The organism is Gluconobacter morbifer G707 (assembly GCF_000234355.1).
GTDB lineage: Bacteria > Pseudomonadota > Alphaproteobacteria > Acetobacterales > Acetobacteraceae > Gluconobacter > Gluconobacter morbifer.
Map to the genome: position 1 here is coordinate 78567 of NZ_AGQV01000001.1, position 15050 is coordinate 93616.

Consider the following 15050-nt stretch of genomic DNA (forward strand, 5'->3'; position numbering starts at 1 on the left):
AACGTCCTGTCAGGGTTTCGGTGAAAGATAGAGAACACCAAGGGGAGGGAGCGTCAGAAGCAGGGACTGGTCCATGCCGTGGGCCGGAATGTCATGGGTCTGGAGGACGCCGCCATTCCCCACGTTCGAGCCACCGAAACATGCAGCATCCGTATTGAGGAGTTCATGCCAGGCGCCGTTGTCGGGAACGCCGATGCGGTAATCCGTCCGCACCACCGGCGTCATGTTACAGACAACCAGCACGGGCGCGCTGTCCGTTGCCTGGCGCAGCCAGACGAAAACGGCGTTCTGCGTATCATCGGCGATGATCCAGCGAAAGCCTGCGGGCTGGTCATCCTGACGGTGCAGGGCCGGATGGGACCGGTAAAGGCCATTGAGGGCGCGGACCGTAGCCTGAACACCCCGGCCGTACTCATCCAGCAGGCGATACCAGCTGAGTTCGCCTTCGAAATCCCACTCCGTCGGCTGGGCCAGTTCACACCCCATGAACAGGAGCTTGCGCCCCGGATAGGCCCACATCAGGGCATAGCAGGTGCGCAGCCCGGCATGTTTCTGCCAGTCATCGCCCGGCATCCGGTCCAGAAGCGAGCCTTTGCCATGCACCACTTCATCATGGGACAGCGGCAGGATGAAATGCTCCGAATAGGCATACACCATGCCAAAGGTGATGTCCTCGCCATGGTATCCGCGCCAGAGCGGATCGCGCTGCATGTAGCGCAGCGTGTCATGCATCCAGCCCATGTTCCATTTGTACTGGAACCCCAGACCCCCGTCCCGCGCAGGAGCCGTGACGCCCGGCCAGGCGGTGGATTCCTCGGCGATCAGCATGGTGTCGGGATGAAGGTTCTGAATGACCGTGCAGAGATGGCGCAGAAAACTGATGGCTTCGAGGTTTTCGCGGCCACCATGGATGTTGGGATACCATTCCCCATCGCGGCGGCTGTAATCGCGGTAGAGCATGGACGCCACGGCATCAACGCGAAGCCCGTCGATGTGAAACCGCTTGATCCAGTGCAGCGCGCTTCCCGTCAGGAAACCACGGACTTCGTTGCGGCCGTAATTGTAGATCAGGGTGTGCCAGTCCTGATGGTATCCCTCGCGCGGGTCGGCATGTTCGTAAAGATGGGTGCCGTCAAACAAGGCCAGACCATGCAGATCGGCCGGGAAATGGGCCGGAACCCAGTCCATGATGACGCCGATGCCAGACTGATGGCAGCGGTCCACGAAGCGGGCGAACTGCTCCGGCCCGCCATGACGGGCGGTCGGGGCATAAAGGCTCAGGGGCTGGTATCCCCATGAGCCGAAAAACGGATATTCCGTAATCGGCAGAAGTTCGAGATGGGTGAAGCCCAGATCCGTCATATACGGGATCATCGTATCGCCGAGCTCATCCCAGTCCATGACGCCCCGGCCAGTGACCGGATGGCGCCATGACGGAGCATGGGCTTCATAAATTGAAATCGGCGCATCGCTGGCCTGCCGGGCCCGTCGCGTCGTCATCCATTCGTCGTCATGCCATGCGAAATCCTCCAGCGGTGCCACGACGGACGCCGTGGCGGGAGGCAGCTCCGTGGCGCGGGCATAGGGATCGGCCTTGGCGGGCAAAACGGAACCGTCCTGCGCCATGATTTCATATTTGTAGCGTTCACCCGCCTTCAGGCCGGGAACGAACAGCTCCCAGACACCGGCATCGTGACGCAGGCGCATCGGATGACGGCGGCCGTCCCAGATATTGAAATCACCGATGACCGAGACACGCAGGGCATTGGGCGCCCAGACAGCAAAACGCACGCCAGCAATGCCATTTATTTCCATCGGGATGGCACCCATCATGCGATCAAGCTGCTGGTGTCGTCCTTCCGAAAACAGGTAGAGGTCCATCCCCTCCAGAAGCAGACCGAAGCTGTATGGGTCATAGGTCTCCTGCCATCCATCCGCCCAGCGGACCCGCAGCCTGTAGCGGCTGGAGCGGGCGATCGGAGCGGCATAAAGCCCGCGCGGATCGATCTGCTTCATGGGACGGTCAACGGCGCCGCCCCGGGCGTTGGTCCCGATCAGCCGGACTTCCAGCGCATCGGGATAGAAAACGCGCACGATGTCCAGCCGCCCTTCCCGATGCCGTCCCAGCAGGCTGAAAGGATCATGACAGTGCCCGGTCATGAGAGCGTCGATCATGGTCTGGAGCGATGGAAGGGACGTGGAAACCAGCGTCATGGAGAAAAGCCTTCAGGCATGGGTGCCAGTACGGGGAAAAGCATGAATCATTGTGGAAGCCTGCTCGCCATTGCGGCCGCGCGGCATCCGGGCAACCTGCCGCCCCGACCGTGGCTGGGCTGAAACCGGATCGCCACGGCGGGGTGCGATGGAATTTTCCAGTTCGAGAGCCATGGGCGGCCGACCGGTCATCTCCAGCAGCAGCCGGGCATATTGCGCTGCCTTGCCATCCCAGGAGACGTCATGCAGCGCGCCATTACGCTGCATCCGGGCCCAGACAGCTTTCTGCCGGAACAGGTTCAGGCCGCGGCGGATCGCCAGCATCAGCATGTCCTCCGTGGTGGGTGAGAATAGGATGCCGTTGGCCACCCCTTCGGAAACAGCGGCGGAATTGGCGTCCACGATGGTGTCGCTCAGACCGCCCACACGGGCCGCAATCGGGATGGAGCCGTAACGCAGGGCATGGAACTGCGTCAGGCCACAGGGCTCGAACCGGGACGGAATGAGAGACGCATCCACGGCGGAATGCAGCCTGTGGCCCAGCGTCTCGCTGTAGCGCAGATGGCAGATGACGTTCTTGGGATAACGGCTCTGAAGGGCGGCGAAAGCCTGCATGATGCCTTCATCCCCCGTTCCCACCACGGCAAGCTGGATGTTCTGGTCGAATAGGCGTGGCGCAAGGGTGGCAAGCAGGTCCGCGCCTTTCTGCGTCGTCAGGCGGCTGACCATACCGAGAAGAAAGGCATCCGGATCCTGGGGCAGGCCGAATTCCGCCTGAAAAACGCGCTTGTTGGCGCGCCGCCCCACGATGTCTCCCACGGCATAGGGAAAAAAGACCGACGGGTCCGTCAGGGGATTCCAGTCCTGAAGATCAACACCGTTGAGGATGCCGGTCAGGACATTGGACCGTGAACGCAAGACGCCATCCAGCCCCATGCCCTCCTCGGGTGTCTGGATTTCTTCGGCATAAGTGGGAGAGACGCTGATAAGCCGGTCAGCCGTCTGAAGAGCGGCTTTCATGAAGCCGATCTGGCCGTAATATTCGATGTCCCCGCACTGGAAAGCGTGTTCCGGCAGCTCGAACACACCCATCATGTCGCGGGGGAAAAGTCCTTGGAACGCAAGGTTATGGATGACGTGCGCCACCTGAGGCGTCTGTTCTTCCATGTAGCGCAGATAGGTGGCGACAAGCCCCGCATGCCAGTCATGGGTCATGACGGCTTCCGGCTTCCAGTCCGGGAACAGACCCGCCGCAATCAGCGCCGCCACCCGGCAGAACAGCGCATAACGGATGCCGTTATCCCCCCACGGTTGCCCGTCAGGGCCCAGATAGGGATTGCCCGGACGCTGATAGAGCGCAGGAACGTCAACGACATACAGATGCGCCCCATGCGCATGGCCTTCGAGAACCGTGACCTCATGCCCCATGATGTTCCCGATCTTGACCGCGCCGATCCTGCTGGAGAGTGCGCGCAGGACGGCCGGATATCCCGGCAGAACCGTCCGCGTCTCCACACCCTGTGATACAAGAGCAGGAGGCAGCGACCCTACCACATCTCCCAGCCCGCCGGTCTTTACAAACGGATACATTTCGCCAGCAACCGAAAGAAGCTGAAACATTGGGGACGGCATCTCGGCAGGCTGGTTCATGGCATGCATCTCTGTTTTTCGATGACCGGAGGCGGGGCGCTTGTCAGCGTGTTTCGAAGTTACAACGCCGCAGAAAGCACCTCCGAAGCGGCTTCACGAACAAGTTATCTTCCTGTCTGACCGGCCCCGGACGTTAGCGTTTCATACGGAGTGCCGGGCCGCCACGGGGGCGGAGAACCGGTATCGCTCCCGTTCCGGAATGAAACATATGAGTAATTCAAGACAGAAAGGACTGCGCGAGGGCCGCCCCAGCACCCTGGGCGCGACGCTGGAAAAGGGCGGCGTCAATTTTGCCATTTTTTCCGCTCATGCCTCAGCTGTCGAAATCTGTCTTTTCGGTCCGGACGGAAAAACGGAGACGGACCGTATTCCCCTGCCGGAATATACGGATCAGGTCTTCCACGGCTGGATTCCGGACATTCAGGCGGGCCAGCTTTATGGCCTGCGCGTGCAGGGGCCGTATGCGCCTGACGCGGGCCACCGTTTCAACGCCAACAAGCTGCTGCTCGACCCCTATGCCCGCGCCTATCACGGGAACCTCCAGTGGGACCCCTCACTGTTCGGATATATTCTCGATCATCCGGACAAGGACCTGAGCTTCAGCACGGGGGACAGTGCGCCATTCGTCCCCAAAGCCATCATCACCGACCCAACCAGACAGGATTTCAGCCGCCCCCACAGGCCATGGCGCGACAGCGTGCTGTATGAAATGCACGTCAAGGGATACACGAAGGAACATCCCGACGTCCCGGAACGCCTGCGCGGGACCTATGCCGGACTGGCGGATCCCGTCCTCCTCAAGCGGATACGCGACCTGGGTGTGACGGCCGTCGAGCTCCTGCCCGTGCAGAGCTTCGTGACGGACAAATACCTGTCGGACAAGGGACTGACGAATTACTGGGGCTACAACACCATCGGCTTCTTCTCCCCCGACGACCGTTACGCCCATGAACCGGATCAGGCCATCCAGGAATTCCGGCAGCTTGTCCGTGCCTGTCATGACGCCGGGCTCGAAGTCATCATGGACGTGGTTTACAATCACACGGCCGAAGGAAACGAACTCGGTCCGACGCTGTCGTTCAAGGGCATCGACAACGCTTCCTATTACCGTCTCATGCCGGACGAACCGCGCTATTACATCAACGAGACCGGTACCGGAAACACCTTCAACCTGACACGGCTGAACTGCATCCGCTTTGTCGCCGACAGCCTGCGATACTGGGTCAACGAGATGGGCGTGGACGGTTTCCGCTTCGATCTCGGGACAATTCTGGCCCGGGAGGCGGACGGATTCCACAATGACGCCACCTTCCTCCGCGTCTGCCGGCAGGACCCGGTCCTGTCACAGGTGAAGCTGATCGCCGAGCCATGGGATGTCGGACCGGGCGGCTATCAGGTCGGCAATTTCCCCCCGGGGTGGGCAGAGTGGAACGACAAGTTCCGCGATACCGTACGGGATTTCTGGCGCGGAGATGCCCATGCAGACGTTCTGGCGCCGCGGCTGCTCGCAAGCCCGGACTGCTTCAATCACAGCGGCCGCCGGACATGGGCCCCCATCAATTTCGTTACCGCCCATGACGGTTTCACTCTCATGGACTGCGTGTCCTACAATGACCGGCACAACGAAGCGAACGGCGAGGACAACAAGGACGGCTCGTCCGATAACCGTTCCTGCAACTATGGCGCCGAAGGACCGACGGACGATCCCAAAATTCAGGCGATACGCTGGCGGCAATGCCGTAACATGCTCGCCACACTGTTCCTGTCACAGGGAACGCCCATGCTGCTGGCGGGAGACGAGATCGGCCGGACCCAGCAGGGCAACAACAATGCATACTGTCAGGACAATCCGATCTCATGGATTGACTGGGCAGTCCCGCCGGAAGGGGAAGATCTCCGTGCGTTCGTCCAGCGCCTGACGCATCTGCGCAGCCGTTATCCGATTCTGCACCGGAGCCGCTTCCTGATGGAAGCCTACAACCGGGATCTGGATATCCAGGAACTGACCTGGGTGAACGCCAATGGCGGCACGATGCTGCCGGATGAATGGAAAACGGCGCAGTGTTTCGGCCTCATGATCGACGGACGCAGCCAGCCCAGCGGTATCCGCCGCCGTGGCGCGGACGCCACGGTCCTGCTGGTGTTCAATGCCTGGGAGGATGTGGTCAAGTTCACCCTTCCCGAAACGGGAGAAGGACAATGGAAAATGCTCCTTGATACCAACCAGCCGGAAGCGGGGGCTGACATCGAGAAACAGGTCTTCAGCCAGAAACATGTCTATCTGGTCACGGGACGTTCCGTTCTGGCGCTCGAACTGGTTGGCCGCGATCCCGCACCCAGATCTTCGTAAGAAGACATTGCGTCGAAAGAGCGCATGGCGGAAGAAGAATGATCATTTGCTGATGAAAGGAGCACCTCATGCGTCTCATTCTTGCCTTGCTGCTGCCTTGGCTCCAGTTCTTCACCATCCGGCGCCCCTTCGCCGGGATCATCTGCCTCATCCTCCAGATCACGATCATCGGCTGGATTCCGGCGGCGATCTGGTCCGTCTATGCCCTCAGCCAGTACAAAACCGACCGCAAGATCGCTGCCGCACGGGGCTGATCCCTGTTCTGCAGTGACTGCGAATAGAAAAAGCCCCGTTCCAGCCGGAACGGGGCTTTTTTCGTGACAGGACGGAAAAACGGCTCAGCGCCCGATATCGCGCAGGCGCACACCATGGCTCAGTTTCGACTCGATGGATTCGAGCGAAACGCCCTTCGTTTCCGGCACGAACAGGAGCGTCACGAAGATGAAGAGGGCATTCAGACCCGCATACAGCCAGAACGTGTTGGCCCCTCCCAGCGTGCTGAGCATCCCCAGGAACGTGGCACCGACGACGATGTTCGTCGCCCAGTTCGTTACGGTGGAGCAGGTGATGCCGAAGTCACGCCCCTGAAGCGGCTGGATTTCCGCACACAGGATCCAGATCAGCGGCCCTGCCGAGAAGGCAAAACCGGCGATGAAGCACAGCAAGACCGAAATGGCGAGGTAATGCGTCAGGGAGCTGCCATGATCGCCCATACCCATCAGCGTGGCGAGAATGCCTAGCCCGGCCGCCATGATGGCAAATCCGGTAATCAGCATGGGACGACGTCCCCAGCGATCCGCGAACGCAATGGCGATGAAGGTCGCAAGACAGTTCACGAGCCCGACCGTCGCTGTCCCCCACATCTGCCCGTCCTGTCCGAAGCCCACCTCCGCGAAAATGCGCGGGGCGTAGTACATCACGACGTTGATGCCGGTGAACTGCTGGACGATCTGAAGACCGATGCCCAGCATGACGGAACGGCGGAAGTTCGGGTCTTCCAGGAACATGGCGAGCCCGCGCTGCCTGACCTGGCTCTGAAGCTGGGTGCGGATGTCCTGGATTTCCGTCTCGGCGGCCTGAGGGGTATGCCGCAGGTTCCGCAGCGTGCTCAGCGCCTCGTCTTCACGGCCACGCAGCATCAGCCAGCGCGGGCTGTCCGGCAGGAAGAGCGACCCGACCAAGAACAGCGCGCCCGGAATGGCCACGATCCCGAGCATCCACCGCCATGACCCACTATAGGACAGGATGGCATCCGACACGAAAGCCAGCAAGATCCCTGAGGTGATCATCAGCTGATACATGGAGATCATGCTGCCCCGGCGTGTCTCGTCTGCGATCTCGGAGATGTAGAGCGGCGCCACGAAACTGGCGATGCCGATGGCCAGCCCTAGAATGGCGCGTCCGATGATGAGAATGCTGACCGAATGGGCGATCGTGCACAGCAGGGCCCCGATGACGAACATCACGGCGCTGTAGGTCAGGGAGCGGCGACGGCCGAACGCATAGGACATGCGCCCTGCGGCCAGCGCCCCGATCGTCGCACCGACCATCATGGAAGACACGATCCATGACTGTTCGAATTCGGTAGCGTGAAATTCATCCTTGATGAAACCGAGCGCCCCGGAAATCACACCGATATCCAGACCGAACATCAGTCCGGCAATGGCGGCAAGCGCAACGGCCAGCATCATCCGGCCCACCAGAGGCGGGCGGACGACCTTGGTCGGGGTATCGAGCACTGTATCGCTCATCATGAGAAACTCCGGCCATCCCTGTATGCAGGGGAAACAAGCGGGTGGGTCAGACAGAAAGCCGTCGGCGGAGTGGTTCTGAATGCAGGGTTCAGCGCAACGGACCAGAGAAGAACGTCTCCTGAGCGCTAAAGTATCACATGGATTTCGTTATTCCATCATACATTTATGTGATTTTCAGGAATTTTTTTTAGACCATGCGTCAAACTGCTCTGACACCCTGAAAATGCAGGCGGCGCGCCGGAGCGGAAAAACACGCGGTACTATGCATCCCAAAGCATAACGGACCTGCCGGAAAGCCGGTCAGTGATGATGCCAGGTGGGGCCACTGGCTTTGTACTGGACGTCATATTCTTCCACGAATGTATCGAAATCCTGCTGCGTTTCGATCTGCACATCCGTGACGGGAGAACCCTGCTGGAGCGCCGCCCCGAAGAAGTCGTTGTGAAGGACGAAATTATGCGTGCTGAACAGGCGGCAGCCCGTGCGGGAGGACTGGTCCAGTTGCTCCCAGGCTTCTTTCGAACGCAGGCGCAGATCGGCATCGAGCCACCATCCGCCATTTGAAAGAATGACATACAGGCGCAGGAGGTCCGCCCCCTCCGCGGGATGGCGGGCTTTCAGGAATTGCTCCGAAACCTCGCGCCCGTGATGGTCATACAGCCATTGCGCACCGGATTCGCGGTCGAAAGCCGTAAAACTGCACCCCAGAAGGTCCGCGTGATACTGGAAATTCTCCCGTATCTCATCCGGCGGATTGGCATCCCAGTACATATAGAGGTGATGTGGGATGGCATGGCCTGACGCGGCATCAGGCGCCTTCAGCCCACAGGGTTCATGGTTCAGGGCAATCTCAAGATAAAGGCGGTCAATTTCTTCCCCGGAGTGAAAATCCTCGAAAGCATTGCCGATTAACTGAAGACCAGCCTGTGGCCTCCCGTTTCTCCAGGCCTGCCTTATGCCTTCGATGTAGCGCGCGAAAGCCGGGGAATACTGTTGCAGTTCCGCCATTTCCTCTTCAGGCAGGGGCTGGGAGGCTTTCAGTAGGCAGAGCAGACGTACCTGCAACAACGACTGCGGCAGCGGGAACTCAGTCTGCTGCTTGCCATGAAGGTCAAAGGCGATCCGGTAAAAGAAAGAAGCCTCAAGAACCTTGCTGTGCAGGTGAAGAATATTGGCGATTGCGAAAGCATGTTCCACCGTGGACGCACCATGTTTCTCGAAATAAGCCAGTGCCTGGTGATCATGACAGAACGAGAGTTCGTCAATGAATCCGAATGAGAAATGATCTTTTTATTTCGTGTCGCTCATTAATTAAAGAGTTAATTTATTAGAATCTCAATACAGATCCCTATTTACACTGATTTGAACTTCTTTCGTAATATGTTGTTACATTCTCGTCGTGTTTGGTGAATCCGTGACGCAACAGGACATCCTTTTCTGATCACCCCGGAACGTCGTGTCCCCATACGAAAAACGGCCCGCACACGGGGTGTGCGGGCCGCAAAACTGGCCGATATGCGCGAAAGGAGGGGCTGGATCAGGCGATGGTGTCCACCGTGCCGCCATCGACCCGCAGCGCCGCGCCCGTGGTGGCGGAAGCAAGGGGAGAAGCGGTGTAAACAACCAGATTGGCCACTTCATCGACTGTTGCTGCACGACCCAGAATATCGCTGGGCCGATGCTTGCGGACGAACTCTGTCGCCAGGTCTTCGACAGAGCGGCTGTCACCCGGATTCTGCGCCTTCAGCATATCCTCCACGCCTTCGGAAAGCGTGAAACCGGGCAGGATGGCGTTAACGGTGACGTTGGTATGCGCCATCAGCTTGGCCAGACCGCGCGAAAGACCGAGCATTGCCGTCTTGCTGACACCGTAATCCACCATCTCCACCGGAATGTTGAGAGCAGATTCAGAAGAGATGAACACGACCCGTCCCCAGTTGCGGTCTTTCATGCCGGGGAGATAGGCGCGTGAGAGACGTACGCCCGAGAACAGATTAACGTCGAAGAGGGACTGCCAGTCCGCGTCGGAAGTCTGGAAAAAGTTGTTCGGCTTGAAAATGCCGGCGTTGTTGATGAGGATATCGACGGAATTTTCGGTTTCGATGACGGTCTTGCACCCTTCGGCCGTACCGACATCCGCCACGATGCTGCGGAAACTCCCGCCCGGGACCGTCTTGCCCAGCGTGGCAAGCGCCTTTTCCACGGTATCTTGGCTGCGGCCATTGATGATGACGGTCGCGCCGGCACTGGCCAGTCCCTTGGCGATCGCCAGACCGATGCCACCCGTGGAACCCGTTACCAGGGCCGTGCGCCCACTCAGATCAATGCCCACCATCAGGGAAACTCCTTATAATGCAATTCGTCAGGTGATTAACGCCCGTTCTCCGCAAAATTGCCAGAACTGATTGCGGAGAGGGAGAGAATGGGGCGGATGGCTTGTAAAGAGATGACGATACACGCCATCTTCTATGAACAATCTTGACCCGGGGAAATGATATGACGCGGACAGATGGACTGGAGCAGAAGGGCGGGATCACCTTCCCGCCTGCTGTCATGTCTGGGGGCCGTGCATCTTTCCACAATGCCTCCCTGACACACCTGCTGGCACTCTCCGCATCGCTGGGAGGCAGTGAGGCCGCCCTGATCGTCCGGGAGGTACGTGGTTTCCGGATCCTGATGGAGGAAGGTAACGGGATCGGCCAGGACGGCATTGCCCGGCTGGAAGGCCGGGATAATGGCGCGGAAACGGTCCTCTTTCCCCTGCCCGGGACGGTAACCGAGGCCTGGCTCTGCGTGCGCCATGATGCGCCGGCGCTGGAACACGTCCGGGCGCTCTGGATGACCGAAATCGAAAATCTGGTCCATGCCGCAGGCACTCTGCCATCAACGGAAGGGCCAGCTCTCCTGCAACGGCTGAAGCAACGGGTCCGGCGGATGTCGGAAGCCGCGGATGTTGGCTTCTTCCAGTGCGATTTCACACATGACGTCCTGACGGCGGATGAACGTTTCGCGCAGATCTGGGGCCTTTCTCCCGCCCGTCTCGCTCTCGGAATCCCCATTCAGGAAATCTATGACTGCGTTCATCCCGAAGACCGGGTGGTCTATGAAGGCGGGACGGAAGAGGACCTGAGCCGTTCGGGCTATTACGAAGTCCAGTTCCGGGTCGTCCTGAAAAGTGCCTACGGCAAACCGTTTATCCGGCATCTTCTGGTTCGGGGCTGGTGCGACGAAGAGGCCCCGGAAGGGGAACTGCGCAGCGTCGGACTGGTGATGAACGTCTCCGCGGCGTCCATGACGGCGGAAGCCCTCCGGTCCAGCGAGGCTTTCACGCGGCTTCTGCTCTCTAGCTCTCCTGACTGTATCCATATCCTCGATGTGGATGGGGTCGTCCGCTTTGTGAACGAAGGCGGCATCCGTTCCATGGAAATGGACAGCCCGATCATGCTGCATGGCATGTCCTGGGTGGATCTCTGGCGCGGGCAGACGCGCCGCCTCGCCGTGCAGGCCGTCCAGAACGCGCTGGCGGGGGAAATCGGGCGTTTTCAGGGATATGCCCTGACGCTGAAGGGAACACGACGCTTCTGGGACGTGGCCGTCCCGCCGGTCTTCGGGGAAGAAGGGGACGTCCAGAGACTTCTGGCGATCGGACGTGACCTGACGGAGGTCAACCAGTCCATGGAGCGTCTCCAGCTTGCGCTGGATGCGGGGGCGATCGCGGGAACATGGATGTGGGATGAGGGCGGGGCATACGTGACCGGCGATACACGCCTCGCCGCGACGCTCCGTCTGGACCCGCTCTCATTGCAGCAGGGTATTCCCGCTTCCGTCATCTACGATGCGATTGATGAGCGCGACCGTGCGGCGGTGAGGGACGCCATCACGGCCGCCCGCCGCTCGGGTGGAAAATGCAGGTTCCAGTTCCGGATCATGACGCCGGACGGCCTGCGCTGGTTCGAGGGCAACGGGCGTTGTGACCTGAACGAGGACGGCCTGATCTCCCGTTTCCCGGGCATCGTATTCGATATCGACCGTAGCAAGCGTCAGTCCATGCGGCAGAGCGCCCTCGTGGAACTGGGGGACGCTCTGCGCGCGCTCGAAAATGCTGCGGAAATGGAGGAAACCGCGGCCCGGATCGTCTGCCGGGAGCTGGAGGCGAGCGGGGCAGGCTATGGCGTGATGGACGAAACCGGTACGGGCCTGGTGGTGGGCGCGCCCCATATGGCTTCTCCTCCGCCGGGCATGCCGCGGCCCCGTTCCGTGCGCGGTTTTCACGCATTCCGGGATTATGGGAGTTACGGCGGCCTGCTGGCCCAAGGCAAGACCATCGCCCTGACGGATGTGCGCTCGGACCCGCGGACGATGGAATATACCGAACGCTTCGCCAGTCTGGGCATCGTGTCGATGCTGAATGTGCCGCTGTTTAAGTCCGGACGCCTGGTGGGCGTGATGTTCGTTTACAGGCCAGCACCGCATGAATGGACGGAAGAGGAAATCGTTTTCACGCGGGCGGTCGCGGACCGTACCCATGCCGCCATGCGGCAGGCCGGGATACAGCAGCAGCTCCGGGACGTGAACGGAATGCTGGAGGAACGCGTCCGCCAGCGCACCCGGGAACGCGACCGGCTGTGGAGCATCGGCAAGGATCTTTTCCTCATCGTCAGCCGGACGGGACAGTACCAGTCGGTCAGTCCGAGCTGGCAGAACGTCATGGGCTATTCTTCCGAATCCCTGACGGGCGTCCGCATCGAGGCGCTCTGCCACCCGGACGATCAGGCCGCCGTCCTGAAAGCTTTTCAGGAACTGCAGGCAGGAATGCCTTGGCCTTCGGCCGGGCTGGATGTGCGGATGCTCCGGCGTAACGGAACATGGCGCAGTTACAACTGGAGCTTCAATGACGAAGGGGATGCGGTCTATGGCGTGGGCCGCGACCTGACGGAACGCAACGAACTGGAAGAGCAGCTCCGGCAGTCCCAGAAAATGGAGGCCGTCGGTCAGCTGACCGGTGGTCTGGCCCATGATTTTAATAATCTGCTGGCAGGCATCGGCGGCAGTCTCGAACTGCTGGGCCTGCGCCTGACGCAGGGCCGGACGGAGGGGCTGACGCGCTATATCGAGGCATCGCAGGAGGCCGTGAAGCGCGCATCTTCCCTGACGCACCGCCTGCTGGCCTTCTCCCGCCGCCAGACACTGGATCCGACCCCAACAGACATGAACGGCCTCATCAACAGTCTCGTGGCGCTGATTCGCGGAACGGTCGGGCCGGGCGTAAGTCTCTCGCTGGATCTTCAGGACAGCCTGTGGCTGGTGCGCGTGGACGTGAACCAGTTCGAGAACGCCGTTCTCAACCTCTGCATCAATGCGCGTGACGCCATGGAGCAGAACGGCCAGACCCTCGCGATCATGACGCGCAACCGCATTCTGGAAGAGGATGACGCCCGGGATCTGGGTGTTCCGGGTGGGGAATACGTGGTCCTGACGGTTCAGGACAATGGCTGCGGCATGGCGGCAGAGACGGTCAAACGCGCGTTCGATCCGTTCTTCACGACCAAGCCGCAGGGGCAGGGCACGGGGCTTGGCCTGAGCATGATCTACGGCTTCGCCCGGCAGTCCGGCGGGCAGGCCCGCATCTACTCCGTGCCGGGTGAAGGAACGTCCGTGTCCATCTGGCTGCCGCGCTATCACGGGGACAGCGCCTCCCTGCCGGAACAGAAAGACTTCCCCCGGCCCGACCGGACAGGAACGCTGCGCGCCATTCTGGAAGGGCGGACGGTTCTGGTCGTGGATGATGAGGATACAGTGCGTCTGGTCGTCCGGGACGTGGTGGAAGATCTGGGCGGCCACGTCCTGTGCGCGGCGGATGGCCCTTCCGTCTTTCAGATCATCGAACAGCAGCCTGACCTGTCACCCTCGGTCCTGATCAGCGACATCGGAATGCCGGGCGGCATGAATGGCCGTCAGGTTGCCGAACGGCTGCTGCTGCGCTTCCCGTCCATGAAGGTCCTGTTCATCACTGGCTACGCCGAGCAGAGTGTTCTGGGAGAACGCCTGTTGCAGCCGGGATGTGCGCTTCTGGTCAAGCCATTCAGCGTGGAGACCCTGATCGCCAAGCTGGTGCAGCTTGTGGGACAGAACTGACTTTCCGGCACGCCTGAACCGCCGCTTCCTTTCCTGCGTTGCAGGGGTCCCACATCCGTTTCCTGGTCGGAGATCCATCCATGTCTGCACCGAAATCCATTCTGGATATCCAGACAGTCATTCCTTTCCATGATGGCCGCGCCATCCCCCAGCTCGGGCTGGGTGTCTGGCAGACACCACCGGACCAGACAGCGGACGTCGTGCGCGAAGCCATCCGCCTCGGCTATCGTTCCGTGGACACGGCCCGGCTCTACCGCAATGAAGAGGGCGTCGGAGAAGCGATTGAAAAACATCCTGACATTTTCGTGACCACAAAGCTGTGGAATGACGAACAGGGCTATGACCGCGCATTGCGGGCGTATGAAAAAAGCACCCGGCTTCTGAAACGCCCGGTCCTGGACCTCTTCCTCATCCACTGGCCCATGCCGGAACAGGGACAGTACGTGGAGACATGGAAGGCACTGGTCGAACTGAAGAAGAGCGGGCGTGTAAAATCAATCGGCGTTTCGAACTTCGAACCGGAACATCTGGAACGCATCATGGACGCGACGGGCGAGATACCGGTCGTAAACCAGATCGAACTTCACCCCGACTTCCAGCAACGGAAGCTTCAGGACTTTCACGAGAAACACAATATCCGCACGGAAGCCTGGCGGCCGTTGGGGAAAGGACGTGTTCTCACGGATGAACGGATCGTCAGGATTGCGCAGAAACACGACAAGACCCCGGCGCAGGTCGTGATCCGCTGGCATCTGCAGGAAGGACTGATCGTCATTCCGAAATCCGCCAACCCGAAACGCCTGGCGGAAAATCTGGACGTTTTCGATTTCGCACTGGATGCGGATGATCTTCAGGTCATTGATGGCATGGACCGTGCGGACGGACGGATGGGCGCCGATCCGCGGACAGCAAAATTCTGAAAAATATCCCGTCTATGCTAAGCCCGC

The 15050-nt window shown here is 60.3% G+C and carries 9 protein-coding genes; 4 read left to right on the forward strand and 5 right to left on the reverse strand.

From position 1 onward, the window contains the following. Positions 1-9: 9 nt before the first annotated feature. Both glgB and glgA read right to left on the reverse strand, forming a co-directional pair. The gene (gene glgB / locus GMO_RS00330) at positions 10-2214 is read right to left on the reverse strand and encodes a 1,4-alpha-glucan branching protein GlgB (protein WP_008850225.1); all 2205 of its coding nucleotides are present in this window, start codon (positions 2212-2214) and stop codon (positions 10-12) included. Positions 2215-2226: 12 nt separating this feature from the next. Further along, complete coding sequence (gene glgA, locus GMO_RS00335) at positions 2227-3873, reverse strand: glycogen synthase GlgA (protein ID WP_008850226.1); 1647 nt, start codon at positions 3871-3873, stop codon at positions 2227-2229. A gap of 199 nt (positions 3874-4072) precedes the next feature. Here glgA and glgX point away from each other — a divergent pair, with 199 nt between their 5' ends. Beyond that, positions 4073-6214: a glycogen debranching protein GlgX gene (glgX, locus tag GMO_RS00340; RefSeq protein ID WP_040507303.1), complete on the forward strand. Its 2142-nt coding sequence runs from the start codon at positions 4073-4075 to the stop codon at positions 6212-6214. A gap of 68 nt (positions 6215-6282) precedes the next feature. Continuing rightward, a complete protein-coding gene (locus GMO_RS00345; protein ID WP_008850228.1) occupies positions 6283-6468 on the forward strand; it encodes a YqaE/Pmp3 family membrane protein in 186 nt (61 codons plus the stop codon). An 84-nt stretch (positions 6469-6552) separates the two neighbouring features. Here GMO_RS00345 and GMO_RS00350 read toward each other — a convergent pair whose 3' ends face one another. The 3 genes from GMO_RS00350 to GMO_RS00360 all read right to left on the reverse strand — a co-directional run bounded on the left by GMO_RS00350 (position 6553) and on the right by GMO_RS00360 (position 10303). Next, the gene (locus tag GMO_RS00350) at positions 6553-7968 is read right to left on the reverse strand and encodes a sugar porter family MFS transporter (RefSeq protein WP_008850229.1); all 1416 of its coding nucleotides are present in this window, start codon (positions 7966-7968) and stop codon (positions 6553-6555) included. Positions 7969-8268: 300 nt separating this feature from the next. Continuing rightward, the gene (locus tag GMO_RS00355) at positions 8269-9165 is read right to left on the reverse strand and encodes a glycosyltransferase family 32 protein (RefSeq protein ID WP_008850230.1); all 897 of its coding nucleotides are present in this window, start codon (positions 9163-9165) and stop codon (positions 8269-8271) included. Between the two features lie 340 nt (positions 9166-9505). Beyond that, positions 9506-10303, reverse strand: coding sequence for an SDR family NAD(P)-dependent oxidoreductase (locus tag GMO_RS00360; protein WP_008850231.1), 798 nt, complete (start codon positions 10301-10303; stop codon positions 9506-9508). A 161-nt stretch (positions 10304-10464) separates the two neighbouring features. Between GMO_RS00360 and GMO_RS00365 the strand changes: the two genes are divergently transcribed. Further along, on the forward strand, positions 10465-14103 hold the full coding sequence (locus GMO_RS00365; RefSeq protein WP_008850232.1) for a PAS domain-containing protein: 3639 nt from the start codon (positions 10465-10467) through the stop codon (positions 14101-14103). Between the two features lie 80 nt (positions 14104-14183). Beyond that, positions 14184-15023 carry an aldo/keto reductase gene (locus GMO_RS00370; RefSeq protein WP_040507526.1) on the forward strand — a complete coding sequence of 280 codons (840 nt, stop codon included), beginning with the start codon at positions 14184-14186 and terminating at the stop codon, positions 15021-15023. The last annotated feature ends 27 nt before the right edge of the window (positions 15024-15050 follow it).

What these genes read in the sequence shown, in the direction of transcription:
- GMO_RS00345 (WP_008850228.1), top strand. Translation starts at nt 6,283, where the DNA reads ATGCGTCTCATTCTTGCCTTGCTGCTGCCTTGGCTCCAGTTCTTCACC.
- GMO_RS00365 (WP_008850232.1), top strand. Translation starts at nt 10,465, where the DNA reads ATGACGCGGACAGATGGACTGGAGCAGAAGGGCGGGATCACCTTCCCG.
- GMO_RS00350 (WP_008850229.1), bottom strand. Translation starts at nt 7,968, where the DNA reads ATGATGAGCGATACAGTGCTCGATACCCCGACCAAGGTCGTCCGCCCG.
- GMO_RS00370 (WP_040507526.1), top strand. Translation starts at nt 14,184, where the DNA reads ATGTCTGCACCGAAATCCATTCTGGATATCCAGACAGTCATTCCTTTC.
- GMO_RS00360 (WP_008850231.1), bottom strand. Translation starts at nt 10,303, where the DNA reads ATGGTGGGCATTGATCTGAGTGGGCGCACGGCCCTGGTAACGGGTTCC.
- glgB (WP_008850225.1), bottom strand. Translation starts at nt 2,214, where the DNA reads ATGACGCTGGTTTCCACGTCCCTTCCATCGCTCCAGACCATGATCGAC.
- glgA (WP_008850226.1), bottom strand. Translation starts at nt 3,873, where the DNA reads ATGCATGCCATGAACCAGCCTGCCGAGATGCCGTCCCCAATGTTTCAG.
- glgX (WP_040507303.1), top strand. Translation starts at nt 4,073, where the DNA reads ATGAGTAATTCAAGACAGAAAGGACTGCGCGAGGGCCGCCCCAGCACC.